The sequence below is a fragment of the Streptomyces zinciresistens K42 genome, from assembly GCF_000225525.1.
In the GTDB taxonomy this organism is placed as follows: Bacteria; Actinomycetota; Actinomycetes; order Streptomycetales; family Streptomycetaceae; genus Streptomyces; species Streptomyces zinciresistens.
Genome location: NZ_AGBF01000093.1, coordinates 1 through 25,207, shown reverse-complemented (window position 1 = coordinate 25,207; position 25,207 = coordinate 1). Strand labels below are relative to the sequence as shown.

The window sequence follows — 25,207 nt, the reverse complement described above, 5'->3', positions numbered from 1 at the left end:
GCGGGGGCACCGGCGGTCACCCCGGAGCGGGCGGGGCGGCGCGGCGGCCAAGTTGAGTACGCGTACTCAGGCGCCGCGCCGCGGGACCGGCCGACGATGGAGGGCATGCTGTGGTCCGACCCCGAGAACGAGCCGCCCGAGGAACTGCGCGACATGCAGAGGATGTTGCGGCGGCTGGGCGTTCTCGTGGCGCTGGCCATGGTGCTGACGATGATCGTGGCCGGACTGAGGTGAGGCCCGCCGGGTGCGCCGATACGCTGGCCGCATGACTGATCAGCCCCGCCGCCGGCTCGTCCTCGCCTCCCAGTCCCCCGCCCGGCTCAACCTGCTGCGCCAGGCCGGCCTGGCCCCCGAGGTCGTCGTGAGCGGCGTCGACGAGGACGCCGTCACCGCGCCCACCCCCGCCGAACTGGCCCTGGCCCTCGCCGAGGCGAAGGCATCCGTGGTGGCGGCCCGCCCCGAGGTGCTCGGCGCCCTGGTGATCGGCTGCGACTCGGTGCTGGACCTGGACGGGCGGGCCCTGGGCAAGCCGGCCGACGCCGAGGAGGCCACGGCCCGCTGGAAGGCGATGCGCGGCCGGGCCGGCACCCTCCAGACCGGCCACTGCGTCTACGACACCGTGAGCGGGCGCTACGCCTCGGCCACCGCGTCCACCGTCGTGCGCTTCGGTGAGCCGACCGACGCGGAGGTCGCCGCCTACGTCGCCTCGGGCGAACCCCTCCACGTCGCCGGGGCGTTCACCCTGGACGGCCGCTCGGCCCCGTTCATCGACGGCATCGACGGCGACCACGGCAACGTGATCGGCATCAGCCTGCCGCTGGTGCGCAGGCTGCTGGGCCGACTGGGCGTCGGCATCACGGAGTTGTGGGCGCCGGCGGAGGCGTGAGCGGCGGCCCGCCCGCCGGGGAGCCGTCGCCGCCCTTGCCGCCGGGAGCGGCGCCGGCGCGCTCCGCGGGCGCGGGCCGGCCGTCGTAGGACATCAGCACCAGCACGATCAGGCCGAGGACGACGACCATGAACAGGAACGCCGTCCAGCCCACCAGGCCCCAGGCGAACGCGCCCAGCAGCGCGTGCACCACGGCCGCGCTGATCAGCAGGACGCGCCCGAGCCCGGCGGGGGCGCGGTCGCGCACCGCCACCAGCAGGGCGACCAGGCCGCACAGGGCGAAGTAGGCGCCGAAGACGAGGCCGCCGGCCTTCGAGGACACCGACATCACGTCGGGGTCCAGACCGGCCAGGGACATGTCCTGGCGGTCGACCACGATCCCGAGGAACCAGTTGAGCCCCGCGATGCCGAGCGCCTCCGCGAAGAGCACCACGGCCACCACCCACGCCACCGGCCTGCGCACCACCGGTCCCACCCCCTTCCGAGCCGCTCCGGTCCCGCACCGGCCGTCTCCCGGGGCGGACTGCCGTCACCCCGCGTACGTGCGAGACATCGCGAACGCTACTAACGGGTAAACCGCGGGACAAGGGTTCGGCCGGGGGCAAAGAATCATTGGGCCATTCGTAGGGATTCCACAAAGAAACCGAGTGGCCCGCAGCACGTGATGACAGAGACCTTGACCACAGGTGGGGACTAGGGTTTTCCGGGAGAGACCTGCGTGCCGAGGCGCGACATGGGATTTCGCAGGGTGGGCGAACCGGGAGTCACGCTCCGTGTGGGCAAGCTCACCACTGGGGACGGGTCGAAGTGCCGTGTCGGCAGTCCCTAAACTCGGCTTGTTTCAAGGAGGGAGCCTCAATCGTGCGCAAGGTGCTCATCGCCAACCGTGGCGAAATCGCTGTCCGCGTGGCCCGAGCCTGCCGGGACGCGGGGATCGCGAGTGTGGCCGTCTACGCGGATCCGGACCGTGACGCTCTGCACGTCCGCGCCGCGGACGAGGCGTTCGCCCTGGGCGGTGACACCCCGGCCGGCAGCTATCTCGACATCGGCAAGGTGCTGGCCGCGGCGCGCGAGTCGGGAGCGGACGCGGTCCATCCCGGGTACGGCTTCCTGTCGGAGAACGCCGAGTTCGCCCAGGCCGTGCTGGACGCGGGCCTGATCTGGATCGGCCCGCCCCCGCAGGCCATCCGCGACCTCGGCGACAAGGTCGCCGCCCGCCACATCGCCCAGCGGGCCGGCGCCCCCCTGGTCGCGGGCACCCCCGACCCCGTCTCCGGCGCCGACGAGGTCGTCGCCTTCGCGCGGGAGCACGGCCTGCCCATCGCGATCAAGGCCGCCTTCGGCGGCGGCGGACGCGGCCTGAAGGTCGCCCGGACCCTGGACGAGGTCCCCGAACTCTACGAGTCCGCCGTCCGCGAGGCCGTCGCCGCCTTCGGCCGCGGCGAGTGCTTCGTCGAGCGCTACCTCGACAAGCCCCGCCACGTCGAGACCCAGTGCCTGGCCGACACCCACGGCAACGTCGTCGTCGTCTCCACCCGCGACTGCTCGCTCCAGCGCCGCCACCAGAAACTCGTCGAGGAGGCCCCCGCCCCCTTCCTCTCCGAGGCGCAGACGGCCGAGCTGTACGCGTCGTCCAAGGCCATCCTCAAGGAGGCCGGCTACGTCGGCGCCGGCACGGTCGAGTTCCTCGTCGGCGCCGACGGCACGATCTCCTTCCTGGAGGTCAACACCCGCCTCCAGGTCGAGCACCCGGTCACCGAGGAAGTCGCCGGGATCGACCTGGTCCGCGAGATGTTCCGGATCGCCGACGGCGAGGAACTCGGCTACGGCGACCCCGAACTGCGCGGTCACTCCTTCGAGTTCCGCATCAACGGCGAGGACCCGGGCCGCGGCTTCCTGCCCGCCCCCGGCACCGTCACCCGCTTCGCCCCGCCCACCGGACCAGGGGTCCGCCTGGACGCCGGAGTGGAGTCCGGATCGGTGATCGGCCCGGCCTGGGACTCCCTGCTGGCCAAACTGGTCGTCACCGGTGCCACCCGCCGCCAGGCCCTGCAACGCGCGGCACGCGCGCTCGCGGAGTTCCACGTCGAGGGCATGGCCACCGCCATCCCCTTCCACCGCGCGGTGGTCACCGACCCGGCCTTCGCCCCCGAACTGACCGGCTCCACCGATCCGTTCACCGTCCACACCCGGTGGATCGAGACCGAGTTCGTCAACGACATCACACCCTTCACCAGCCCCGCGGGCGGTGACGGTGAGGGCGAGGAGGACACCGGCCGCGAGACCGTCGTCGTCGAGGTCGGCGGCAAGCGCCTCGAAGTCTCCCTCCCCGCCTCCCTCGGCATGTCCCTCGCCCGCACCGGCCTCGCCGCCGGAGCCAAGCCCAAGCGCCGCGCGGCCAAGAAGTCCGGCCCCGCCGCCTCCGGCGACACCCTCGCGTCCCCGATGCAGGGCACGATCGTGAAGGTCGCGGTCGAGGAGGGCCAGGAGGTCAAGGAGGGCGACCTGGTCGTCGTCCTGGAGGCCATGAAGATGGAACAGCCCCTGAACGCCCACAAGGCGGGCACCGTCAAGGGCCTGTCCGCCGAGGTCGGCGCCTCCCTCACCTCCGGCGCCGCGATCTGCGAGATCAAGGACTGACACGTCCGGCGCGCGAGGCGCCCGGCGGACCGCACGGACGGTCCGCCGGGCGCCTCGCCGTTTCCCGGATGGCATGCTGGAAGCGCGCCGGTCGGGTGCGGGAGGGCAGGTGGCGGCGATGGTGGGCACGACCTCACGCGCGGGTGCGGAAGGGGCGGCGACGGCCGGCCGGCCGCGTGTCATGCGCGCCGACGCCCGCCGCAACCACGAGCGGCTGCTGACGGTGGCCCGCTCCGCGTTCGCCGAGCACGGCACCGACGCCTCCCTGGAGGACGTGGCCCGGCGGGCGGGCGTGGGCATCGGCACCCTGTACCGGCACTTCCCCAACCGTGACGCCCTGCTGAGCGCGGTCTTCGAGGACGCGGTCGGCGACCTCCTGGCCCGCTCGCACGAGCTTCTCGACGCCCCCGAGCCGTGCGCGGCCCTGGTGACCTGGCTGCGCGAGACGGTCACCCACGCGAGTGAGTACCGCGGGCTGGCCCGCTCCCTGATGTCCGTGTCCTCCGACGCCACGTCGGCCCTGGCCCGGTGCAGCGGCCCGATCCGGGAGGCGGGCGGCGCACTGCTGGCCCGCGCACAGCGGGCCGGCACCGTCCGCCCGGACGTGGCGATCGCCGACCTGCTCCAGCTCACGCACGCGATCGCGCTCGCCGCGGAGGAGGCCCCGTCCGACCCGGACCTGGCGGACAGGCTCCTGCACCTGACCCTCCGGGGCCTGAAGCCGGCCCGGTAGCACCCGGCAGGGCACCCCCTGCCACCTGCGCCCGCGCCCCGGCCCCGCGAGGACCGCCGGCGACGCCCCGGCCGCCCGCCAGGACCCGCGGCACCGCGCTCGCGCTCCCCGCCCGGTCCCTCAGCGTCGCCGCAGGTCCGCGACGCGGGCCCGCTCGCGCTCCGCGCCCTGGTCGCCGAGGACCGCGGCGGTCCTCAGCCCGGCGCCCGCGGCCGGTACCTGCTGGCCCCGGCGCGGCCCAGGCAGCGCGCGCTGCTGGCGCCGCGCCGGGACCTCGTCACCCCCCGACGCCCCGGCCGCCCCGGCCACGGCGATCTGCACCCCCTGATCGGCGAGGGCCTGCAACTCGGTGTGGGCGCGGTCGTCATGGGGCGGCGGGTCGTCGGTGACCAGCCGGGTGATGATGTCCGTGGGCACGGTCTGGAACATCGTGTCCGTGCCGAGCTTGGTGTGGTCGGCGAGGACGACGACCTCCGCGGCGGCCTGGACGAGCGCCCGGTCGACGGAGGCGGAGAGCATGTTGGACGTGGACAGCCCGCGCTCCGCGGTCAGACCGCTGCCGGAGAGGAAGGCGCGCGACACCCGCAGTCCTTGCAGGGACTGCTCGGCGCCGCTGCCGACGAGGGCGTAGTTCGAACCGCGGAGCGTGCCGCCGGTCATCACGACCTCGACCCGGTTGGCATGGGCCAGCGCCTGGGCGACCAGCAGGGAGTTGGTGACGACGGTGAGACCGGGCACCCGGGCGAGCCGGCGGGCCAGCTCCTGCGTGGTGGTCCCCGCCCCGACGACGATCGCCTCGCCCTCCTCCACGAAGTTCGCGGCGAGGTCGGCGATGGCGGTCTTCTCGGCGGTCGCGAGATGTGACTTCTGCGGAAAGCCGGACTCCCGCGTGAACCCGCCCGGCAATACCGCACCGCCGTGCCGGCGGTCGAGGAGTCCTTCTGCCTCCAGTGCGCGCACGTCCCGCCGTACGGTCACTTCGGAGGTCTGGACGACGCGGGCGAGCTCACGGAGCGACACGGCCCCGTTCGCTCGCACCATTTCGAGGATCAATTGGCGACGTTCTGCAGCGAACACGAAACTGACAGTAACCCCAACGACCGTCTGGTTTCAGCAGTTTGCGCCGAATAACAGAAGTTGTTCGCAGGCAGGGACGGGGGGTGGTATAGAGCCTAGTCCCGCCGCCTATGCCGTACGCATGCTCGACAACTCGCTGTGACCAGCGAGGAGTCGGTTCCGGCCGTCAGACCTCGGCGCCGGACTTCCGGGTGTGGAGCTGTCGCGCCACCTCCGCGATCGACCCCGAAAGGGAGGGGTACACGGTGAAGGCGTTCGCGATCTGTTCGACCGTCAGGTTGTTGTCGACCGCGATCGAGATCGGGTGGATGAGTTCCGAGGCGCGCGGCGAGACGACCACGCCGCCGACCACGATGCCGGTGCCGGGGCGGCAGAACAGCTTGACGAAGCCGTCCCGGATGCCCTGCATCTTGGCGCGCGGGTTGCGCAGCAGCGGCAGCTTCACGACCCGGGCGTCGATCTTGCCCCCGTCGACGTCCGCCTGGGTGTGGCCGACGGTGGCGATCTCGGGGTCGGTGAAGACATTGGAGGACACGGTCTTCAGGTTCAGCGGCGCCACCGCGTCGCCGAGGAAGTGGTACATCGCGATACGCCCCTGCATCGCCGCGACCGAGGCGAGGGCGAAGACGCCGGTGACGTCACCGGCGGCGTAGACGCCGGGCGCGGTGGTGCGGGAGACCTTGTCGGTCCAGATGTGCCCGGACTCGCGCAGCCGGACGCCGGCCTCCTCCAGACCCATGCCCTCGCTGTTCGGGATGGCGCCGACGGCCATGAGGCAGTGGGAGCCGCTGATGACCCGGCCGTCGGCCAGGGTCACCTCCACGCGGTCGCCGACCCGCTTGGCGGCGGAGGCGCGCGAGCGCGCCATCACGTTCATCCCGCGGCGCCGGAAGACGTCCTCCAGGACGGCCGCCGCGTCCGGGTCCTCGCCCGGCAGCACCCGGTCCCGGGACGACACGAGGGTGACCCGCGACCCGAGCGCCTGGTAGGCACCGGCGAACTCGGCGCCGGTGACGCCCGAGCCGACCACGATGAGCTCCTCGGGCAGCTCGTCGAGGTCGTAGACCTGGGTCCAGTTCAGGATGCGCTCGCCGTCGGGCCGGGCGTCGGGCAGCTCCCGCGGATGACCGCCGGTGGCGATCAGGACCGCGTCCGCGACGAGGGTCTCCTCACTGCCGTCGGCGGCCCGCACCACGACCTTGCGCGAGCCGTCGAGGGCCTGCATGCCCTCCAGCCGTGCGCGGCCGCGCAGGACCCGGGCGCCGGCGCGGGTGACGGAGGCGGTGATGTCGTGGGACTGCGCGAGCGCGAGGCGCTTCACCCGCCGGTTGACCTTGCCCAGGTCGACGCCCACGACCCGGGCGGGGGAGTCGATGTGCGGGGTGTCGTCGGCGACGATGATGCCGAGCTCCTCGTACGAGGAGTCGAAGGTCGTCATCACCTCGGCCGTGGCGATGAGGGTCTTCGACGGCACGCAGTCGGTGAGCACCGACGCCCCGCCCAGACCGTCGCAGTCGACGACGGTCACCTCCGCGCCTAGCTGGGCGGCCACGAGCGCCGCTTCGTATCCGCCGGGTCCGCCACCGATGATCACGATCCGAGTCACGTACTCCATTGTCCCGCACGCCCCGGGGTGCGACCGCCCAGGGGGGCGGCACGAGACACCACTGTTACGGGAGGGACACCCGTTACCCTCTCCACCATGTCGCTCTACGCCGCGTACGCCGGCCATCTCGACGCGCGGCTGATGACCCGCCGCGCCCCGCACTCGCCGCTGCGCGCCACGGGCTGGCTGAACGGCTGGCGGCTGACGTTCGGCGGCGAACAGCTCGGCTGGGAGGGCGCGCTCGCGACCCTGGTCGAGGACCCCCTGGAGCAGGTCTTCGTCGCGCTGTACGACATCGCGCCCATGGACGAGGACGCCCTGGACCGCTGGGAGGGCGTCGGCCTCGGCATCTACCGCCGGCTGCGGGTGCGGGTGCACACGCTGGAGGGCGAGGAGCAGGCATGGGCCTACGTCCTGGACGCCTACGAGGGCGGGCTGCCCTCGGCGCGCTACCTGGGCGAGATCGCGGACGCCGCGGAGTCGGCGGGCGCGCCGCACGACTACGTGATGGAGCTGCGCAAGCGCCCCTGCTGAGGCCGCCCCGCTTTCGTCGGAAACGACAAGACAACGATCGCCATCCGGTGAGCTCCGTCATCTACGCGCGTAGGCCCAAACCGGCTACCCTCTGTCGCGTGAACGCATCTCTCCTTCCGGACGACATCCAGGGCGACCCCCACGCGGCCGCCGACGCCGCCGCCTCGCGCCTGCGCGAACTCACGGGCGCCGAGACCCACGACGTCGCCCTCGTGATGGGCTCCGGCTGGGCCCCGGCCGTGGACGCCCTGGGCGCACCCGAGGCCGAGTTCCAGGTCACCGAGCTGCCCGGGTTCCCCGCCCCGGCGGTGGAGGGGCACGGCGGCAAGGTCCGCTCGTACCGCGTCGGCGGCAAGCGCGCGCTCCTCTTCCTGGGCCGCACCCACTACTACGAGGGCCGCGGCGTGGCCGCGGTGGCGCACGGCGTCCGCACCGCGGTGGCGGCCGGCTGCAAGACGCTCGTGCTCACCAACGGCTGCGGCGGCCTGCGCGAGGGAATGCGCCCCGGCCAGCCGGTCCTGATCAGCGACCACATCAACCTCACGGCGACGTCCCCGATCGTCGGCGCGAACTTCGTCGACCTGACGGACCTGTACTCGCCGCGCCTGCGCGCGCTGTGCAAGGAGGTCGACCCCTCGCTGGAGGAAGGCGTCTACGCCCAGTTCCCCGGCCCGCACTACGAGACGCCGGCCGAGATCCGCATGGCCCGCGTGATCGGCGCCGACCTGGTGGGCATGTCGACGGTCCTGGAGGCGATCGCCGCCCGCGAGGCCGGCGCGGAGGTCCTGGGCATCTCCCTGGTGACCAACCTGGCCGCGGGCATGACGGGCGAACCTCTGAACCACGAGGAGGTGCTCCAGGCGGGCCGCGACAGCGCGACCCGGATGGGCTCCCTACTGGCCCAGGTCCTGAACCGCCTGTAAGCACACGACGGCGCACCCGCACACGACGCCGGCGGACCCGCGGCATACGGTGAACCCGCGTACGGCGGCGAGGGAGCGTGCCGGGAGGTGCCCGCCCGCGGCGCCGGGCGTCAGGAAACGGCACCCTCATGACGTATGCCGACCGCCCGACCGACGACGGACACCCCCCGGCGCCCCCCCTGACGCGCCACAGGCGGGTCGCGCACCCCCACGGAGCCGAGCCGGGCCGCAGGCACGGACGGGCCACCGACCCGAGACAGACCGCCGCAGGCACAGACGAGGCGGACCACCACCGACCCGTCACGGGCGCCGCGGGCACCAGAGCAAGCACAGACCGCCGCAGGCGCCCGCACCCCACCGACCGAGAGGCTGACCCCGACGTGCACGACGACCTCATCACCCGGGCCGAGGCATGGCTCGCGGAGGACCCGGACCCGCAGACCCGCGACGAACTGGCGCGGCTCATCGACGCGGCCGACGTCACGGAACTGGCCGCCCGCTTCGCCGGCACCCTCCAGTTCGGCACCGCGGGCCTGCGCGGCGAGCTGGGCGCCGGCCCGCTGCGCATGAACCGCGCGGTCGTCATCCGCGCGGCAGCCGGCCTCGCCGCGTACCTCAGGCGCCAGGGCCACACCGGCGGTCTCGTGGTCATCGGCTACGACGCCCGCCACAAGTCGGAGGACTTCGCCCGCGACACCGCCGCCGTGATGACCGGCGCGGGCCTGCGCGCGGCCGTGCTCCCCCGCCCCCTGCCCACCCCGGTCCTCGCGTACGCGATAAGGCACCTCGGCGCGGTCGCCGGCGTGGAGGTCACCGCCAGCCACAACCCGCCCCGGGACAACGGCTACAAGGTCTACCTCGGCGACGGCTCCCAGATCGTCCCGCCCGCCGACGCGGAGATCGCCGGCGAGATCGCCGCCGTACGGTCCCTGCACGACGTCCCCCGCCCCGACACCGGCTGGCAGACCCTGGACGACGGCGTCCTCGACGCCTATCTCTCCCGCACCGACGCGGTCCTCGCCCCCGGCTCCCCCCGCACGGCCCGGACCGTCTACACGGCGCTGCACGGCGTCGGCAGGGACGTCCTGCTCGCCGCCTTCGCGCGCGCCGGCTTCCCCGCCCCGGCGCTCGTCGCCGAACAGGCCGACCCCGACCCCGACTTCCCGACCGTGGCCTTCCCCAACCCGGAGGAGCCCGGCGCGATGGACCTGTCCTTCGCACTGGCCCGCGAGACGCGCCCGGACCTCGTCATCGCCAACGACCCGGACGCGGACCGCTGCGCGGTGGCGGTCGAGGAGGACGGCGAGTGGCGGATGCTGCGCGGCGACGAGGTGGGCGCGCTGCTCGCCGCGCACCTGGTCGCGCGGGGCGCCACCGGCGTCTTCGCGGAGTCCATCGTCTCCTCCTCCCTCCTCGGCCGGATCGCCGCGGCGGCGGGCCTGCCGCACGAGGAGACCCTCACCGGCTTCAAGTGGATCGCCCGCGTCGAGGGCCTGCGCTACGGCTACGAGGAGGCGCTCGGCTACTGCGTCGACCCCGAGGGCGTCCGCGACAAGGACGGCATCACCGCCGCCCTGCTGATCACCGAGCTCGCCTCCGTCCTCAAGGAGCGGGGCCGCACGCTCCTCGACCTCCTCGACGACCTCGCGGTCGAGCACGGCCTGCACGCGACCGACCAGCTCTCGGTGCGCGTGGAGGACCTGTCGGTCATCGCCGACGCCATGCGCAGGCTGCGCGAGCGGCCGCCGACCGCGCTGGCCGGGCTGCCCGTCACCCGTGCCGAGGACCTGACGCAGGGCACCGGCACGCTCCCGCCCACGGACGGCCTGCGCTACACGCTGGACGGCGCCCGGGTCGTGGTCCGCCCGAGCGGCACCGAGCCCAAGCTGAAGTGCTACCTGGAGGTGGTCGTCCCGGTGCCGGAGCGCTCAGGGCTCGCGGACGCGCGCGCGGAGGCGGCCGAACGCCTGGCGACGATCAAGCGCGACCTGTCGCAGGCGGCCGGTATCTGAACCAGGTCCAGGCACCGGGATCAGCGGGAAAACGCGCAGGTCACCTCCGGCACCCGGCACCCGGCACCCGGCACCCGGCACCCGGCACCCACGGGTTCACCACCAGAAGCCCGCACCCCGACGCCGACGCCCATGCCCGGAGCGGCCCGGAGCGGCCCGACCGCCCGGCGGCGTGGGGGCCGGGGGCCGGGGGCCGGGCCGCCCGCGCCCGAAGCGCTCAGCCCCACACCACCAGCACCGTCCACGCCAGACCGATGACCACCGCGAGCGGCCACAGGGGGCGCCCCCGCAGGGACGCGTCGCCCACGGCGGGCGGCCGGGCCCCGGGCTCCCTCCACATGGCCGTGATCTCGGCGGCGACCCGGTCCTGGGGATGGCGCAGGTTCAGACGGCGTTCGAGGGGGCGCCAGCGGACCGTGTCCACGGCCCACTCGGTGACCCCGGACCGGCCCCCGTCGATCTTCAGCCGCCCGCCCTTGACGACGACGGCCCGTATCTCGTCCCAGGCCATGAGCCGGGCGCCGCGCAGCCCGTTGAACCAGAGCCCGTCGCGGTCCGCGGTGATCCGCCAGGCGAAGCGGCGGGGCGTGTACAGGGCGATGAGGAGCCCCAGCGCCAGGCCGAAGGCGTACCGCTCGATGCCGCTCGCCCCCACGAGCGGGACGCACGCCCACACGGCGACCAGCCCCGGCCAGAGCCGGTCGAGCCACCCGGCCCGCCAGACCCGCACCGAGGGATCGCCGCGCAGCCGCCCGGTGAGCTCGGCGACGGCGCCCCGCCGTTCCGCCTCGTCGGCCTCCGCACGCTCGCAGCCCGCGACCAGACGCCGTGCGGCTCGGTCCGAGAGGGGCCGCACGGGTCCGGTGGACCGCTCGACGACGACCGGTTCGCCGGGTTCCTCGTCGGCGCAGACCAGCACCACCTCGGCGCCCTCGTACGGCAGCCCGTACAGGACGGCTTCCCGCAGGGGACCGGGCAGTCCGGCGTCGATCCGGTCGAGGATGTGCCGGAACTCCTCGTCGCCGTCCGCGTCGCCGTCCCTCTCGTCACCGTCCGCCCGGCCCCCGTACGCGGCCCACGCGTCGCCCCCGTCACCCCCGTCGCCCTCCTCGCCCTCCTCGCCCTCCTCGCCCTCGCAGCCCTCGTCGTCGACGAGTGACGTGGCGACGGTGAACAGGGGCCGCAGCGCGGCGAGGTCGTCGGCGGCGTAGACCTGGGTGTCGAGGTCCGCGTTCTCCCGGATCAGCACGCGCAGGGCGGGCACGGGCTCCCGGCGCAGCGCGTCGGCGCGCCGCCGGCCGAGGGCGCCGGACAGCAGGACGGTGGCGCCGAGCCCGGCCACGAACCAGCCGAGCGCGGGTGCGGTCTGCCGGTCCTCGGCGAGCGCCCACGCGCCCGAGGTGGCCACCAGGACGGCCCCGGCGGCGAGCACCAGGACGCCGAGGCCGCCGAGGATCTTCCCCCGTCCGAGGGGCGCGTCGCCGAACGGGACGGGGAGGGTGACGCCCCCCGCGGCGGCCAGGGCCGCCTCCCGCTGCCCGCGCCGGGCGCGCAGACGCACCAGGGCGGTCACCCACACGGGGACCAGGACGAGCACGGCGCCGAGCCGTACCGCCCAGGCCCCGTCCTCGCCGTACTCGCCCGTGAACAGGACGAGTACGACGAGGACGGGGGCCGCGAGGCGCACCGCCTCGGGGCGCACCAGCACCCACAGGAGCTGGAGCGCGAGGCAGGCGGCGACCCATCCCCGTACCCCCAGCAGGGCCAGGCCGCCCGCCGCGACGGCCGCGACCGTGCCGACGGCGAGGCCGACGTACGCCCTGGTCCGGACCGGCACCCAGGACGGCGGCCGGGCGGCGAGCCAGCGCCGGGCCTGTACGCCGTCCCAGGGCAGGCAGCCGCCGGTCAGGGCGGAGGCGGGCAGCGGCAGGGGATTCGTGTTCATCGGTTGCCAGACGTCCGGATCACCCGAGGGGTTGCACTCCGGGCGGAATCAGGGCCGTGACGAACCGCGGTGAACCCGGACCAGCCGTACGACACGCGACCGGTCCCCCTCACCCGGTCATCCCCTCATCCCCTCAACCGCTCATCCGCCCAATTCCCCGCCCGGACAGCCCGCCGCTCAGCCGGTGGCCAGCAGGATGACCAGCAGGAGGGCGCCCGCGAGCGCGGGGGCGATCACCTCGTACGCCCAGCGCACGCTCACCTCGCCCTGGGCGGACTCCGCCTCCTCGCGGCGGGCGAGCAGTTCCTTCAGCTCGTCCATGATCTTGTCGCCCTCGGCCCGCGACAGGCCGTCCGCATGGGCGTCGCCCCGGCCGCCGCCGAGCCCCGAGCCGCTTCCGCGGCCGCGGTCGCCCCGCGCGGCGGCGTCGATGCGGCGGTTCGCCTTCTTGCGGGCCCGCAGGGAGACGGGGATCGCCCAGAGCTGGAACTTCGTGCCGGACTTGGTGACGACCTCGTTGGAGTAGGCGGAGCGCAGGCTCGCGACCCGGCCCCAGGGGAGCACGATCACACGCAGCGGGTTGCGGACGCGCAGCCGGTCCTGGTTGGCGAAGACGGCGGGCCGCACCGTGAACGCGGACACCGCGGGCACGATCAGGATGAGGGCGGCGAGCGCCAGCCAGGGCGTCCGCCCCTCGCCGAGCACCAGCGCGTCGATGCCCAGCCAGAGCGCGAGGGCGAGCAGTGCGAGGCCCCCGGCGATACCCATGGGCGAGCGGTAGATCCGGTCCCTGGACTCCGGGTCCGGGGTGGGGGACGGGTGTTCGGGGGTCGTCATGAGCCCGATTGTGCCGTACGTCCACGACGCCCGGCCGACCACCCGTTCGCCCACCGCGCCCACGCCGGGCGCACACCGGGTCCCGCAGGACACCCGGCACCCGGCCCGCGCCCGTCCCACCGACACCCGTGAGCCGCCCCGCCCCCGCCCGACCCGCGTACGCCCCGCCCGACACCCCCGGCCCGCCCCGCTCCGCCCGCGACCCGCTCCCGTCCACCACCCCCTCCTCCACCCCTCCCCCCCGCGCGACGAGCCGCCCCGAGGGAAAGACGCCCACCGGGGTGTACAGCCGCTACGCGCGTAGATATGCTCGTCTGGTGACCATGCCCACCAATGCATCCGCCGCGGCTCACGCCCTCACGGACGTCGCCTCGTCCGACAGCACGCTGCGCCGCTTCCTCCACGGGCTGCCCGGGGTCGACGCGGTCGGCCTGGAGGGGCGGGCCGCCTCCCTCGGTACCCGTTCCATCAAGACGACCGCCAAGGCGTACGCCATCGACCTCGCCATCTCGATGGTCGACCTGACCACGCTGGAAGGCGCGGACACCCCGGGCAAGGTCCGGGCGCTCGGCGCCAAGGCGGTCGCCCCCGACCCGACCGACCCCGCGACCCCGTCGGCCGCGGCCGTCTGCGTCTACCCCGACATGGTGGCCACCGCGAAGGCCGCCGTGGCCGGGTCGGCCGTGAAGGTCGCCTCCGTCGCCACCGCCTTCCCCGCGGGCCGCGCCCCGCTGTCCGTGAAGCTGGCGGACGTGCGCGAGGCCGTGGCGCGGGGCGCCGACGAGATCGACATGGTCATCGACCGGGGCGCGTTCCTCGCCGGGCACTACATGAAGGTGTACGACGAGATCACCGCCGTGAGGGAGGCGAGCGGGGCGGCCCGCCTCAAGGTCATCTTCGAGACCGGCGAGCTGTCGACGTACGACAACATCCGGCGCGCGAGCTGGCTCGGAATGCTGGCGGGCGCCGACTTCATCAAGACGTCCACCGGCAAGGTCGCCGTCAACGCCACCCCGGCGAACACGCTGCTCATGCTGGAGGCCGTCCGCGACTTCCGCGCGCAGACGGGCGTCCAGGTCGGGGTGAAGCCGGCCGGCGGCATCCGGACCTCCAAGGACGCCGTGAAGTTCCTCGTGCTGGTCAACGAGACGGCGGGCGGGGACTGGCTCGACAACCACTGGTTCCGCTTCGGCGCCTCCTCGCTGCTCAACGATCTGCTGATGCAGCGCCAGAAGCTGGCCACCGGCCGCTACTCCGGCCCCGACTACGTGACGGTGGACTGATCACCATGGCATCGGTATTCGAGTACGCGCCGGCCCCCGAGTCCCGCTCGGTCGTCGACATCGCGCCCTCCTACGGGCTGTTCGTCGACGGCGAGTTCACCGAGGCGGCCGACGGCAAGGTCTTCAAGACGGTCTCGCCCTCCAGCGAGGAGGTCCTCTCCGAGGTCGCGCGGGCGGGCGAGGCGGACGTGGACCGCGCGGTGAGGGCGGCCCGCAAGGCGTTCGAGAAGTGGTCGGCACTGCCCGGCCCGGAGCGCGCGAAGTACCTGTTCCGCATCGCCCGGATCATCCAGGAGCGCAGCCGTGAGCTGGCCGTGCTGGAGACCCTGGACAACGGCAAGCCGATCAGGGAGACCCGCGACGCCGACCTCCCGCTGGTCGCCGCGCACTTCTTCTACTACGCCGGCTGGGCCGACAAGCTGGACCACGCCGGGTTCGGCGCGGGCCCGCGCCCGCTGGGCGTGGCCGGCCAGGTCATCCCCTGGAACTTCCCGCTGCTGATGCTGGCGTGGAAGATCGCCCCGGCGCTCGCCACCGGCAACACGGTGGTCCTCAAGCCCGCCGAGACCACGCCCCTGTCCGCGCTGTTCTTCGCGGACATCTGCCGCCGGGCCGGCCTGCCCAGGGGCGTCGTCAACATCCTCCCCGGCTACGGGGACGCGGGCGCCGCGCTGATCGCCCACCCGGACGTGGACAAGGTCGCCTTCACCGGCTCCACTGCCGTCGGCAAGGAGATCGCGCGGACCGTCGCGGGCACCCGCAAGAAGGTCACGCTCGAACTCGGCGGCAAGGGCGCCAACATCGTCTTCGACGACGCCCCGATCGACCAGGCCGTCGAGGGCATCGTCAACGGCATCTTCTTCAACCAGGGCCAGGTCTGCTGCGCGGGCAGCCGGCTGCTGGTGCAGGAGTCGATCGAGGAGGAGTTGCTGAACTCCCTCAAGCGCCGCCTCTCCACGCTGCGCCTGGGCGACCCGCTCGACAAGAACACCGACATCGGCGCGATCAACTCCGAGGAGCAGCTGTCGCGCATCACCACGCTCGTCGCGCAGGGCGAGGCGGAGGGCGCCGAGCGCTGGTCGCCGGCCTGCGACCTCCCGGAGAGCGGCTACTGGTTCGCCCCGACGCTGTTCACGAACGTCACCCAGGCGCACCGGATCGCCCGCGACGAGGTCTTCGGCCCGGTGCTGTCGGTGCTGACGTTCCGGACGCCGGACGAGGCCGTCGCCAAGGCCAACAACACGCCGTACGGCCTGTCGGCGGGCATCTGGACGGAGAAGGGCTCGCGCATCCTCGCGGTGGCGAACCGGCTCCGGGCGGGCGTCGTCTGGTCCAACACGTTCAACAAGTTCGACCCGGCCTCGCCGTTCGGCGGCTACAAGGAGTCGGGCTTCGGCCGCGAGGGCGGCCGCCACGGCCTGGAGGCGTACCTCGATGTCTGACAAGTCCGAGCAGCGGCGTCTGAGCGTCTTCAAGACCTACAAGCTGTACGTCGGCGGGAAGTTCCCGCGTTCCGAGAGCGGCCGGGTGTACGAGGTGACGGACTCCAAGGGCAACTGGCTGGCGAACGCCCCGCTGTCGTCCCGCAAGGACGCCCGGGACGCCGTGGTCGCCGCGCGCAAGGCGTTCGGCGGCTGGTCCGGCGCGACCGCCTACAACCGGGGCCAGATCCTCTACCGCGTCGCCGAGATGCTGGAGGGCCGCCGCGAGCAGTACGTCCGCGAGGTCGCCGACGCCGAGGGCCTGTCGAGGTTGAAGGCGGGCGCGCAGGTCGACGCGGCGATCGACCGGTGGGTCTGGTACGCGGGCTGGACCGACAAGATCGCCCAGGTGGTCGGCGGCGCGAACCCGGTCGCGGGCCCCTACTTCAACCTCTCCTCCCCCGAACCGACGGGCGTGGTGGCCGTGCTGGCCCCGCGGGAGTCGTCGTTCCTCGGTCTGGTGTCGGTGCTCGCCCCGGTGATCGCCACGGGCAACACCGCGGTCGTGGTGGCCGCCGAGCAGGCGCCGCTGCCCGCGCTCTCCCTGGGCGAGGTGCTGGCCACCTCGGACCTGCCGGGCGGCGTCGTCAACGTCCTGTCGGGCCGTACGGCGGAGATCGCCGCGCCGCTGGCCGCGCACCAGGACGTCAACGCCATCGACCTGGCGGGCGCCGACGAGGTCCTGGCCAGGGAACTGGAGATCGCCGCCGCGGACAACCTCAAGCGCGTCCTGCGTCCACAGCCTGTGGACGACTGGACCGCCGCGCCCGGCACGGACCGGATGACGGCGTTCCTGGAGACCAAGACGGTCTGGCACCCGACGGGTTCGCTGGGCGCGTCCGGCTCGTCGTACTGACGGCGGCCGGCCACCGGGACCGGAGAGCCGTGTCCGTCCTCCGTCCGGGACGGGCGCGGCTCTTCGCCGTGCGCACGCCCGCCCGGTGGCCGCGCGGGCGTGCGCGGCGGCGGGCGTACGCGCGGATGTGATGCGCGCGTCATTGGCGGTCCGCGGGGTCGTTCGGGGGGCGGACCATGCCGCACACTGGTGTCCCGTGAGTTCCCATCCGTCCGTACCGGCCCGAGTCGTGCTGCTCTGCGGCCCCTCCGGCTCCGGCAAGTCCCTTCTCGCCGCCCTCTCCGGTCTTCCGGTGCTGCGGCTCGACGACTTCTACAAAGAGGGCGACGACCCGTCCCTGCCGCTGGTCCCGGGCAGCGCCGACATCGACTGGGACCACCCCGGCTCCTGGGACGCGGACACGGCCGTCGCGGCGATCGAGCGGCTGTGCCGCACGCACCGCACGGAGGTGCCGCTGTACGACATCTCGCTGAGCGCCCGCACGGGCGAGGAGAGCGTGGACATCGGGGACGCGCCCCTGTTCATCGCCGAGGGCGTCTTCGCCGCCGAGATCGTCACGCGCTGCCGGGAGCTGGATCTGCTGGCCGACGCGCTGTGTCTGAGCCGGGGCCCGGTCAGGACGTTCCGCCGGCGCTTCCTGCGCGATCTGCGCGAGGGCCGCAAGTCGGTGCCGTTCCTGCTGCGCCGCGGCTGGCGCCTGATGCGCCTGGAGCGCTCCATCGTCGCCCGCCAGCGGGCCCTGGGCGCCCACGCCTGCGACCGCGACGAGGCCCTGGGCCGGCTCGCGCAGGCGGCCGCGGGCCGCAGCGCGGCGCCCGCCTCCGCGGCCCCGGCGGGCTGAGCCGGGGCCGGACACGCGCTGAGCCGGGCCCGGCCCCGGGCCCGGACACGGCGAAGCGGGACCGGACGACCCCCCGGTCCGCCGGCCCCGCACTCGCCCGCTCCGCCGCTTCCCCCGTGGCGGAGCGTCCCCCGTACCCCCCTCGGGCCCCCCGGCCCTCGGGTCCCCCCCCTTCGCCGCCGACCCCCCGGTCGGCCCCCCGGTGCGACCGACCCCCGTCGGTCCCCCCGTACCTTCAGGCGACGAGCTCGCCGAAGGCGTCCTCCTCGTCACGGCCGAAGCTGAGGACCTCGTCCTCGCGCAGCCGGCGGAGCGACCGCCAGATGCTCGACTTCACCGTGCCGACACTGATGTCGAGGATGTCCGCGATCTCCGGGTCGGTGCGGCCCTCGTAGTAGCGCAGGACCAGCATCGTGCGCTGGAGTTCGGGCAGCCGGGCCAGCGCCTGCCACAGGACCGCGCGCAGCTCGGTGCCGCGCATCGCGTCCGTGTCGCCGGGCGTCTCCGGCAGCTCCTCGGTCGGGTACTCGTTCAGCTTGCGCCGGCGCCACGCGCTGATGTGCAGGTTCGTCATGGTCCGGCGCAGGTACCCGCCCACGGCGGCCTTGTCGCTGATCCGGTCCCATGCCCGGTACGTCGAGAACAGCGCGCTCTGCAGCAGGTCCTCGGCCTCGAAGCGGTCACCGGTCAGGTGGTAGGCCGTCGCGTACAGGGAGGCGCGGCGCTCCTGGACGTAGGCGGTGAACTCCGCCTCCGACAGCGAGCGCCGGCGCTCCCCCGAGTCCTCCCTGTACGCGGCTCCCCCGTGCGGTTCCCCCGTGAAACCGTCAACCACCGTCATGTACGCGGTGTGCTGACGCCCGGTGCCGCGAGCGCACCCCCGCCCTCCCCCGCGCTCGATTCCGCTCGCGCGGGAGGGACCCCCGTCGGCACCGGACCTCTCCGGACCCCGCCCCCCGTTCACGTCGTGCAGACGCGTGATCACCGCGCTGGTGGTGGTGCCGTGCAGCGTGTTCATCTCGCGCCCCCCGTCGTGGACTTCCGGTGTTCTGCTCAGTGGTCGTGCTGTGTCGCGCCGTGCTGTCCTGCTTGTGCCGAGAAGCTTGCCGCGCCAGCTTCATGGCACTGTCCGCCGACTGTCACAGACCTGTCACAGCGGCCGGTTCGGGGGGCCGTCCGGGGGCACCCGGAGGGGTCGGGGCGGACCGCGGCACCGCGTGCCCGAGGGCCCACCGCTCGTACAGGTGTCGAAAGAGCGCCCCCTCATGGGCCAGAATGAGCCCCGTGCCTTCCCTGTTGCTGATCGAGGACGACGACGCCATCCGTACGGCCCTGGAGCTCTCACTGACGCGCCAGGGACACCGGGTGGCCACCGCTGCCACCGGCGAGGACGGTCTGCAGCTGCTGCGCGAGCAGCGGCCGGACCTGATCGTGCTGGACGTCATGCTGCCCGGCATCGACGGGTTCGAGGTGTGCCGGCGCATCCGGCGCACCGACCAGCTGCCGATCATCCTGCTCACGGCGCGCAATGACGACATCGACGTGGTCGTCGGGCTGGAGTCCGGCGCGGACGACTACGTGGTCAAGCCGGTGCAGGGGCGGGTCCTGGACGCCCGGATCCGGGCCGTGCTGCGGCGCGGGGAGCGGGAGTCGAACGACGCGGCCACCTTCGGCAGCCTCGTCATCGACCGCTCGGCGATGACCGTGACGAAGAACGGCGAGGACCTCCAGCTCACCCCGACCGAGCTGCGCCTGCTGCTCGAACTGTCGCGGCGCCCGGGGCAGGCCCTCTCCCGCCAGCAACTGCTGCGCCTGGTCTGGGAGCACGACTACCTCGGCGACTCGCGCCTCGTGGACGCCTGCGTCCAGCGGCTGCGCGCCAAGGTCGAGGACGTGCCGTCGTCCCCGACCCTGATCCGTACCGTCCGCGGTGTCGGCTACCGCCTGGACGCGCCTCAGTGACGGACGCGCAGGGGGGACTCCGCGGCTGGACCGCGGCTCGCGAGGGCAAGGGCGTGTGGTCGCGGCTGCGGTTCACCAGTCTGCGGCTGCGGCTCGTGGTCGTCTTCGGTCTCGTGGCGCTCACGGCCGCGGTGTCGGCGTCGGGGATCGCGTACTGGCTCAACCGCGAGGCGGTCCTCACCCGGACCCAGGACGCGGTGCTGCGCGACTTCGAGCAGGAGATGCAGAACCGCGCGGGGCTGCTGCCCGAGCGGCCCACACAGGACGAACTCCAGGACACCGCGGGGCAGATGGCGAACAGCAGCCAGCGCTTCAGCGTGCTGCTGGCCGCGCGGGACGCCGACGGCAGGCCGGTGTACGGCAGTTCCGGCGCCCTCGACGGCTTCACACTGGCCGACGTGCCCAGGTCGCTGCGCACGGCGGTGGACGGCAGGCAGGGGGCGGACTCCTCGGACCGGGCCGAGTACCACCTGTACTGGCAGCGGATCGTGGAGGACGGCACCCCGTATCTGATAGCCGGGACGAGGGTGATCGGCGGCGGCCCGACAGGCTACATGCTCAAGTCGCTGGAGCCGGAGGCCAAGGACCTCAACTCGCTGGCCTGGTCGCTCGGCATCGCCACCGCTCTCGCGCTGATCGGCTCCGCCCTGCTCGCGCAGGCCGCCGCCACGACCGTGCTGAAGCCCGTGCAGCGGCTGGGGGTCGCCGCGCGCCGGCTGGGCGAGGGCAGGCTCGACACCCGGCTGCGGGTGTCCGGCACGGACGAACTGGCCGATCTGTCACGGACGTTCAACAAGACCGCCGAGGCGCTGGAGAAGCGGGTAGCCGACATGGCGGGACGCGACGACGCCTCGCGCCGCTTCGTCGCCGACATGTCCCACGAACTGCGCACCCCGCTCACCGCGATCACCGCCGTCACCGAGGTCCTGGAGGAGGAACTGGAGGCGGAGACCGGCTCGATGGACCCGATGATCGAGCCCGCCGTACGCCTGGTGGTCAGTGAGACACGGCGGCTGAACGACCTGGTCGAGAATCTGATGGAGGTCACCCGCTTCGACGCGGGCACCGCCCGGCTGGTCCTCGACGACGTCGACGTCGCCGACCAGATCACCGCCTGCATCGACGCCCGCGCCTGGCTGGACGCGGTCGACCTGGACGCCGAGCGCGGCATCGTGGCCCGCCTGGACCCGCGCCGCCTGGACGTCATCCTGGCCAACCTCGTCGGCAACGCCCTCAAGCACGGCGGCTCCCCGGTGCGGGTCACGGTCGGCGCGGCCGACGACTCCGTCGTGATCGCCGTGCGCGACCACGGCCCCGGCATCCCCGAGGACGTCCTCCCGCACGTCTTCGACCGCTTCTACAAGGCGAGCGCCTCCCGGCCGCGCTCCGAGGGCAGCGGCCTGGGCCTGTCCATCGCCCTGGAGAACGCGCACATCCACGGCGGCGAGATCACCGCCGCCAACTCCCCCGAAGGGGGCGCGGTGTTCACCCTGCGGCTGCCCCGCGACGCGTCGGTGCTCGCGGCCGAGACGGACGAGACGGACGAGGGCGACAAGGAGGGGGACGCATGACGAGGACGCGCCGCCTGCCGGCGCTCCTGGCGCTGGCGGCCGTACCGCTGGCCGGCTGCGGCATCCGCGCGACGGAGGTGCCGACCAACTTCGGCCCCGCGCCCTCGCGCGTGCACTGCTCGCTCTCCGGGACGGCCTCCTCCGCGCAGGCCGACCGCGGGCTGCCGGTCCAGGTGTTCCTGCTGTGCGGCGCGCAACTGGTCGCCGTCGACCGGGCCGTGCAGGTGCCCGACGGCACGGCGGACTCCGAACGCCGCGTCCTGGTCGCCCAGGGCCTCCTGGACCAGCTGGAGGCCAGCCCGTCCGCCGCCGAGAAGGACGCCGGGTACACGACGGACGTACGCGGTGCGCTGGGCGTCAGCGGGCCGCGCCGCGGCGACCCCGAGGAGACGCTGCGCCTGAGCACCCCGCCGGACGACCTGACGTCCGTCGCCCGGTCCCAGATCGTCTGCACGTTCTCGGACTCGGCGGCCGCGGAGGGCGACGGCTCGGTGATCCTGGGCGGCCCGACCCCCGCCCCGCCCCGCCGCTACGCCTGCACGGACGAGGTCCGCACCCGCCCCGGCGGCGGCGGACCGCCCTCCAGCGCGGCCGGGGGCGGCTGACGAGCCCCGCAGGGGCCGCGTGCCGGAAGGGCCGCGCGGCCTCGCGTGTGGCGGACGCCTCACGCCCGTGCGGAACCCCCCGGAACCGATCCCGCCGGACGGCGCGTCTACGGGGGCGTGCAGCGTCAAGGCTCCATCGGCGGCAGCGCCGTGATCCGCATCCGTGCGACGGGGGGTGTCCTCCTGGTCGCGCACCTCGCGTTCGTCGCCTGGCTCACACTGCGTCCCCTGGACGTCCCCTGGGTGATGCCGCCCAATCTGCACCCGTTCGCCGGCATCCGGGCCGATCTCGCGCTCGGCTGGCAGGAGGGGACCCGGCGCCTCGTCGGGGGCCTCGGTCTGCTGGCCCCGCTGGGCGTGCTGATGCCGATGGCGCACGGCAGGGCCGACTCCTCACGGCTCGGCTCGCTGGTCCGCACGGTCGCGGCCGGGGCCCTGATCTCGCTCGGCATCGAACTGCTCCAGACCGGCGTGCCCGGCCAGGCCGTGGACATCGACTCGGTGCTGCTCAACACGGTGGGCGTCGCCCTCGCGCACGCCGTCGTGGTCCCCGCGGCCCGCGCCCGGCTGCGCCGCGGGCACCCGCAGGGGCACCGCCCGATCCTGCCCCCGGAGGAGGCCCCTCAGGGGCGCACCCCGACGATTCCCAGGGTCGGGATCGCTCCGTAGAGTGACGCTTTGCCCGGTTCGTCTTCGTAGCGTGGAGGTCGGTGGGGACACCCGCCCGAAGGGCCCCGTCCGGGGCTCGCACCGACGCTCGCGAAGGAGCCGCACCATGACCGCGCTCGCCCGACCCACCCATGGCCGCATGATCGGCGGAGTGTGCGCCGCGCTGGCACGGCGCTTCGGCACCTCCGCGACGACCATGCGCGTGGTCTTCCTGGTCTCCTGTCTGCTGCCGGGCCCGCAGTTCCTGCTCTACGCCGCGCTCTGGCTGCTGCTGCCCGCCGAGGGAGGCGCGGACAGGACCCGTACGGCCTGGTGACCGGCGCACGGCGAGCCCCCTGGTCCGGGTGGGCCAGGGGGCTCGCGGGTACGGCCGCTCAGGCGGCGGTGGCCGCCGGCCGCCGGTGCGCCCGCGCCGCGCGCGTCCCGAGGAGCGTGATCGCCACGACGCCGAGCACCGCCAGCAGCCCGACCCCGACCGTGCCGGCCCAGCCGCCCGCGTGGAAGGCGACCGCGCCGACGGTGCTGCCCGCGCTGGAGCCGACGTAGTAGGCGGACTGGTACAGCGCGGCGGCCTGGGCGCGGCCGTGCGTGGCCGTCCTGCTGACCGCCGACGACGCCACCGCGTGGCCCGCGAAGAAGCCGCCGGTGATGAGGACCAGCCCCAGGAGGACCGCGGGGAGCGAGTCCGCCAGTGACAGCAGCAGGCCCAGCGCGGTCGTGGCACCCGCCGCGTACAGCGCGCCGCGCCGGCCCAGCCGGCTCACCAGCCGGCCCGCCGTGGACGCGGAGACGGTGCCGACGAGGTAGACCAGGAAGACCGAGCCGACGATGCCCTGGGGCAGCGAGAACGGCGCCCCGGTCAGCCGGTAGCCGATCACCGTGTACACACCGCCGAAGACGGTCATGAACAGCGCGCCGATCGCGTACAGGCGGCGCAGCAGCGGGTCCGCGAGGTGGCCGCGGACCGTGCGGGCCAGCGCCCGCGGGCGCGGCGAGCCGGCCGTGAAGTGGCGCGGCGCGGGAAGCAGCAGCCGGAAGGCGACCGCGCAGCCGACCGCGAGCACCCCGATCACGCCGACGGCGACCCGCCAGCCCCATTCCTGGGCGACCCAGCCGGTGATGATCCGGCCGCTCATCCCGCCGACGCTGTTGCCCGCGACGAACAGGCCGATCGCCGTGATCAGCGCCTTCGGCCGGACCTCCTCGGCCAGATACGCCGTCGCGGACGCGGGCAGGCCCGCGAGCGCGGCGCCCTGCAGGGCCCGCAGCACGACCAGCGCGGTCAGGTTCGGCGCGAAGGGGACGAGCAGTCCGAGGGCCACCGCGACCGCGAGGGACGCCGTCATGACCGTACGGCGTCCGAACCGCTCCGAGAGGGCGCTCATCGGCAGGACGAACAGGGCCAGTCCGCCCGTGGCCGCCGCCACGGTCCAGCTCGCGCTGCTCGCCGCGACCCCGAACTCGCCGGAGATCAGCGGGAGCAGGGCCTGGGTGGAGTAGAGGAGCGCGAAGGTCGCGACACCGGCGAGGAAGAGGGCGAAGCTCATCCGGCGGTAGCCGGGGGTGCCCGGGGCGGTGCGGGAGTCGGTGACGGGGACTGCGGGCGCGGCGTCCAGGGTGCTGGACGCCCCGGTACTGGCGGGAGACATGCCTCGAACCTACGGACCCCCCTTTCATCCGTCCAATGCATGGACTCGCCATAATCGTTCCCATGGCGCATCAGCACAGCTCACGGGATCGACTGTCACCGGGCAGTGACACAGAAGACATGATCGAGATGTCGCGGCTGCTGGCGCCGCGCCTCGCCTACTTCGCCGGTGTGGCCCGCACCGAGCACGTCACCCGGGCCGCCCAGGAGATGGGGGTCCCGCAGTCCACGCTCTCGCGTGCCATGGTCCGCCTCGAACAGGACCTGGGCGTCGACCTGTTCGCGCGCCGCGGCCGCACGGTCTCCCTGACCCCGGCCGGCCGCACCTTCCTCGGCTCGGTCGAGCGGGCGCTCGCCGAGGTCCGGCGGGCCGCGGAGGAGGTCCGCGCCGACGCGGACCCCGCCACCGGCAAGGTCGCGTTCGGGTTCCTGCACACGATGGGCGCGGAGACCGTCCCGGGGCTGCTGCACGCCTTCCGGGCCGGGCATCCGCGGGTGCGCTTCAGCCTGGTCCAGAACTACGGCGAGGCGATGCTGGAACGGCTGCGGGCGGGCGAGCTGGACCTGTGCCTGACCTCGCCGGTCCCCGACGCGCCCGATCTCGTGGCCCGCCGGCTCGACGAGCAGAAGCTGCGCCTGGTGGTGCCCGCGGACCACCGGCTGGCCTCCCGGCGGCGTATCCGGCTGGCGGAGGCGGCGGACGAGACGTTCGTGACGCTGGAGCCCGGCTACGGCATGCGCCGCATCACCGACGACCTGTGCGCGGAAGCGGGGTTCCGGCCGCGGATCGCCTTCGAGGGCGAGGAGGCGGAGACCCTGCGGGGCCTGGTCGCGGCAGGGCTAGGCGTCGCCCTGCTCCCCCCGCCGGCGGTGCCCCGGCCGGGCGTCGTGGAGCTGACGGTCACGACCCCGCGCGCGGTGCGCGAGATCGGCGTGGCCTGGCTCGCGGGCCACCCGGACACACCCCCGGTGGCCGCCTTCAAGCAGTTCCTGCTCTCCAGGAGGGGCAACCTGCTCGCCCGCGTGAGGGGGCGGGCCGGGTCCCGGCGCGGGACGGGGCGTGCGGGCGCGGGGCGTGCGGGCGCCGGGCGTGCGGGC

24 protein-coding genes are annotated in these 25,207 nt (G+C 74.0%); 17 read left to right on the top strand and 7 right to left on the bottom strand.

Annotation, left to right across the window (positions count from 1 at the left end; all coding sequences use genetic code 11):
- The first annotated feature begins 105 nt into the window (after positions 1-105).
- Positions 106-234 carry a morphogenic membrane protein MmpB gene (gene mmpB, locus SZN_RS43545; protein ID WP_086021426.1) on the top strand — a complete coding sequence of 43 codons (129 nt, stop codon included), beginning with the start codon at positions 106-108 and terminating at the stop codon, positions 232-234.
- A 31-nt stretch (positions 235-265) separates the two neighbouring features.
- Complete coding sequence (locus SZN_RS22615) at positions 266-886, top strand: Maf family protein (RefSeq protein WP_007498994.1); 621 nt, start codon at positions 266-268, stop codon at positions 884-886.
- Here the strand turns inward: SZN_RS22615 and SZN_RS22610 are convergent.
- Positions 855-1,352 (bottom strand): hypothetical protein, encoded by a 498-nt coding sequence (locus SZN_RS22610; protein ID WP_007498992.1) that lies wholly within the window; start codon positions 1,350-1,352, stop codon positions 855-857. The two genes, SZN_RS22615 and SZN_RS22610, sit on opposite strands and share 32 nt — an antisense overlap.
- 395 nt (positions 1,353-1,747) lie before the next feature.
- Between SZN_RS22610 and SZN_RS22605 the strand changes: the two genes are divergently transcribed.
- The gene (locus SZN_RS22605; RefSeq protein WP_007498990.1) at positions 1,748-3,526 is read left to right on the top strand and encodes an acetyl/propionyl/methylcrotonyl-CoA carboxylase subunit alpha; all 1,779 of its coding nucleotides are present in this window, start codon (positions 1,748-1,750) and stop codon (positions 3,524-3,526) included.
- A gap of 181 nt (positions 3,527-3,707) precedes the next feature.
- On the top strand, positions 3,708-4,259 hold the full coding sequence (locus tag SZN_RS22600) for a TetR/AcrR family transcriptional regulator (protein WP_043732469.1): 552 nt from the start codon (positions 3,708-3,710) through the stop codon (positions 4,257-4,259).
- A gap of 120 nt (positions 4,260-4,379) precedes the next feature.
- Here SZN_RS22600 and SZN_RS22595 read toward each other — a convergent pair whose 3' ends face one another.
- Both SZN_RS22595 and SZN_RS22590 read right to left on the bottom strand, forming a co-directional pair.
- Positions 4,380-5,312: a DeoR/GlpR family DNA-binding transcription regulator gene (locus SZN_RS22595; protein ID WP_279627034.1), complete on the bottom strand. Its 933-nt coding sequence runs from the start codon at positions 5,310-5,312 to the stop codon at positions 4,380-4,382.
- Positions 5,313-5,502: 190 nt separating this feature from the next.
- Positions 5,503-6,951, bottom strand: a complete 1,449-nt coding sequence (locus SZN_RS22590) for an NAD(P)H-quinone dehydrogenase (RefSeq protein WP_007498984.1) — start codon at positions 6,949-6,951, stop codon at positions 5,503-5,505.
- Between the two features lie 87 nt (positions 6,952-7,038).
- Here SZN_RS22590 and SZN_RS22585 point away from each other — a divergent pair, with 87 nt between their 5' ends.
- From SZN_RS22585 to SZN_RS22575, 3 genes are all read left to right on the top strand, one after another.
- Positions 7,039-7,476 (top strand): gamma-glutamylcyclotransferase family protein, encoded by a 438-nt coding sequence (locus SZN_RS22585; RefSeq protein ID WP_007498982.1) that lies wholly within the window; start codon positions 7,039-7,041, stop codon positions 7,474-7,476.
- 98 nt (positions 7,477-7,574) lie between these two features.
- Positions 7,575-8,399 carry a purine-nucleoside phosphorylase gene (locus SZN_RS22580; protein WP_007498980.1) on the top strand — a complete coding sequence of 275 codons (825 nt, stop codon included), beginning with the start codon at positions 7,575-7,577 and terminating at the stop codon, positions 8,397-8,399.
- Positions 8,400-8,779: 380 nt separating this feature from the next.
- Positions 8,780-10,411 carry a phospho-sugar mutase gene (locus SZN_RS22575; protein ID WP_007498978.1) on the top strand — a complete coding sequence of 544 codons (1,632 nt, stop codon included), beginning with the start codon at positions 8,780-8,782 and terminating at the stop codon, positions 10,409-10,411.
- Positions 10,412-10,628: 217 nt separating this feature from the next.
- On the opposite strand, the gene SZN_RS22570 is transcribed toward SZN_RS22575, so the two are convergent.
- Positions 10,629-12,356: a hypothetical protein gene (locus tag SZN_RS22570; RefSeq protein WP_007498976.1), complete on the bottom strand. Its 1,728-nt coding sequence runs from the start codon at positions 12,354-12,356 to the stop codon at positions 10,629-10,631.
- Positions 12,357-12,533: 177 nt separating this feature from the next.
- Positions 12,534-13,193 (bottom strand): PH domain-containing protein, encoded by a 660-nt coding sequence (locus tag SZN_RS22565; protein WP_043732466.1) that lies wholly within the window; start codon positions 13,191-13,193, stop codon positions 12,534-12,536.
- Between the two features lie 323 nt (positions 13,194-13,516).
- Between SZN_RS22565 and deoC the strand changes: the two genes are divergently transcribed.
- The 4 genes from deoC to SZN_RS22545 all read left to right on the top strand — a co-directional run bounded on the left by deoC (position 13,517) and on the right by SZN_RS22545 (position 17,654).
- Positions 13,517-14,476: a deoxyribose-phosphate aldolase gene (gene deoC, locus SZN_RS22560; RefSeq protein WP_208865837.1), complete on the top strand. Its 960-nt coding sequence runs from the start codon at positions 13,517-13,519 to the stop codon at positions 14,474-14,476.
- 5 nt (positions 14,477-14,481) lie between these two features.
- Positions 14,482-15,918, top strand: a complete 1,437-nt coding sequence (locus tag SZN_RS22555; RefSeq protein WP_007498971.1) for an aldehyde dehydrogenase family protein — start codon at positions 14,482-14,484, stop codon at positions 15,916-15,918.
- Entirely contained in the window at positions 15,911-16,813 is a 903-nt protein-coding gene (locus tag SZN_RS22550) for an aldehyde dehydrogenase family protein (RefSeq protein WP_007498969.1), read from the top strand. The genes SZN_RS22555 and SZN_RS22550 overlap by 8 nt, the downstream gene beginning before the upstream one ends.
- A gap of 196 nt (positions 16,814-17,009) precedes the next feature.
- Positions 17,010-17,654 carry a uridine kinase gene (locus SZN_RS22545; RefSeq protein ID WP_425274460.1) on the top strand — a complete coding sequence of 215 codons (645 nt, stop codon included), beginning with the start codon at positions 17,010-17,012 and terminating at the stop codon, positions 17,652-17,654.
- A 235-nt stretch (positions 17,655-17,889) separates the two neighbouring features.
- Here SZN_RS22545 and SZN_RS22540 read toward each other — a convergent pair whose 3' ends face one another.
- Positions 17,890-18,672, bottom strand: coding sequence for a SigE family RNA polymerase sigma factor (locus tag SZN_RS22540; RefSeq protein ID WP_007498965.1), 783 nt, complete (start codon positions 18,670-18,672; stop codon positions 17,890-17,892).
- Between the two features lie 266 nt (positions 18,673-18,938).
- On the opposite strand from SZN_RS22540, the gene afsQ1 reads away from it, so the two are divergent.
- From afsQ1 to SZN_RS22515, 5 genes are all read left to right on the top strand, one after another.
- On the top strand, positions 18,939-19,616 hold the full coding sequence (gene afsQ1, locus SZN_RS22535) for a two-component system response regulator AfsQ1 (RefSeq protein ID WP_007498963.1): 678 nt from the start codon (positions 18,939-18,941) through the stop codon (positions 19,614-19,616).
- Positions 19,613-21,187 (top strand): sensor histidine kinase, encoded by a 1,575-nt coding sequence (locus tag SZN_RS22530; RefSeq protein ID WP_007498961.1) that lies wholly within the window; start codon positions 19,613-19,615, stop codon positions 21,185-21,187. Before afsQ1 ends, SZN_RS22530 begins: the two co-directional genes overlap by 4 nt.
- Entirely contained in the window at positions 21,184-21,792 is a 609-nt protein-coding gene (locus SZN_RS22525; protein ID WP_007498959.1) for a hypothetical protein, read from the top strand. Before SZN_RS22530 ends, SZN_RS22525 begins: the two co-directional genes overlap by 4 nt.
- 117 nt (positions 21,793-21,909) lie before the next feature.
- Positions 21,910-22,461 carry a VanZ family protein gene (locus SZN_RS22520; RefSeq protein ID WP_043732458.1) on the top strand — a complete coding sequence of 184 codons (552 nt, stop codon included), beginning with the start codon at positions 21,910-21,912 and terminating at the stop codon, positions 22,459-22,461.
- Between the two features lie 106 nt (positions 22,462-22,567).
- Complete coding sequence (locus SZN_RS22515; RefSeq protein ID WP_007498955.1) at positions 22,568-22,777, top strand: PspC domain-containing protein; 210 nt, start codon at positions 22,568-22,570, stop codon at positions 22,775-22,777.
- Between the two features lie 58 nt (positions 22,778-22,835).
- Here the strand turns inward: SZN_RS22515 and SZN_RS22510 are convergent, their stop codons facing one another.
- On the bottom strand, positions 22,836-24,110 hold the full coding sequence (locus tag SZN_RS22510; RefSeq protein WP_007498953.1) for an MFS transporter: 1,275 nt from the start codon (positions 24,108-24,110) through the stop codon (positions 22,836-22,838).
- 62 nt (positions 24,111-24,172) lie between these two features.
- Between SZN_RS22510 and SZN_RS22505 the strand changes: the two genes are divergently transcribed.
- Positions 24,173-25,207, top strand: a 1,035-nt coding sequence (locus SZN_RS22505) for a LysR family transcriptional regulator (protein WP_244313409.1), incomplete at its 3' end; no start/stop codon positions are given.

Bases quoted from the DNA above. Each gene is read 5' to 3' on its own strand.
- mmpB (WP_086021426.1), top strand. From the start codon at position 106: ATGCTGTGGTCCGACCCCGAGAACGAGCCGCCCGAGGAACTGCGCGAC.
- SZN_RS22615 (WP_007498994.1), top strand. From the start codon at position 266: ATGACTGATCAGCCCCGCCGCCGGCTCGTCCTCGCCTCCCAGTCCCCC.
- SZN_RS22600 (WP_043732469.1), top strand. From the start codon at position 3,708: ATGCGCGCCGACGCCCGCCGCAACCACGAGCGGCTGCTGACGGTGGCC.
- SZN_RS22590 (WP_007498984.1), bottom strand. From the start codon at position 6,951: ATGGAGTACGTGACTCGGATCGTGATCATCGGTGGCGGACCCGGCGGA.
- SZN_RS22585 (WP_007498982.1), top strand. From the start codon at position 7,039: ATGTCGCTCTACGCCGCGTACGCCGGCCATCTCGACGCGCGGCTGATG.
- SZN_RS22570 (WP_007498976.1), bottom strand. From the start codon at position 12,356: ATGAACACGAATCCCCTGCCGCTGCCCGCCTCCGCCCTGACCGGCGGC.
- SZN_RS22565 (WP_043732466.1), bottom strand. From the start codon at position 13,193: ATGACGACCCCCGAACACCCGTCCCCCACCCCGGACCCGGAGTCCAGG.
- deoC (WP_208865837.1), top strand. From the start codon at position 13,517: ATGCCCACCAATGCATCCGCCGCGGCTCACGCCCTCACGGACGTCGCC.
- SZN_RS22555 (WP_007498971.1), top strand. From the start codon at position 14,482: ATGGCATCGGTATTCGAGTACGCGCCGGCCCCCGAGTCCCGCTCGGTC.
- SZN_RS22550 (WP_007498969.1), top strand. From the start codon at position 15,911: ATGTCTGACAAGTCCGAGCAGCGGCGTCTGAGCGTCTTCAAGACCTAC.
- SZN_RS22540 (WP_007498965.1), bottom strand. From the start codon at position 18,672: ATGAACACGCTGCACGGCACCACCACCAGCGCGGTGATCACGCGTCTG.
- SZN_RS22525 (WP_007498959.1), top strand. From the start codon at position 21,184: ATGACGAGGACGCGCCGCCTGCCGGCGCTCCTGGCGCTGGCGGCCGTA.
- SZN_RS22515 (WP_007498955.1), top strand. From the start codon at position 22,568: ATGACCGCGCTCGCCCGACCCACCCATGGCCGCATGATCGGCGGAGTG.
- SZN_RS22510 (WP_007498953.1), bottom strand. From the start codon at position 24,110: ATGTCTCCCGCCAGTACCGGGGCGTCCAGCACCCTGGACGCCGCGCCC.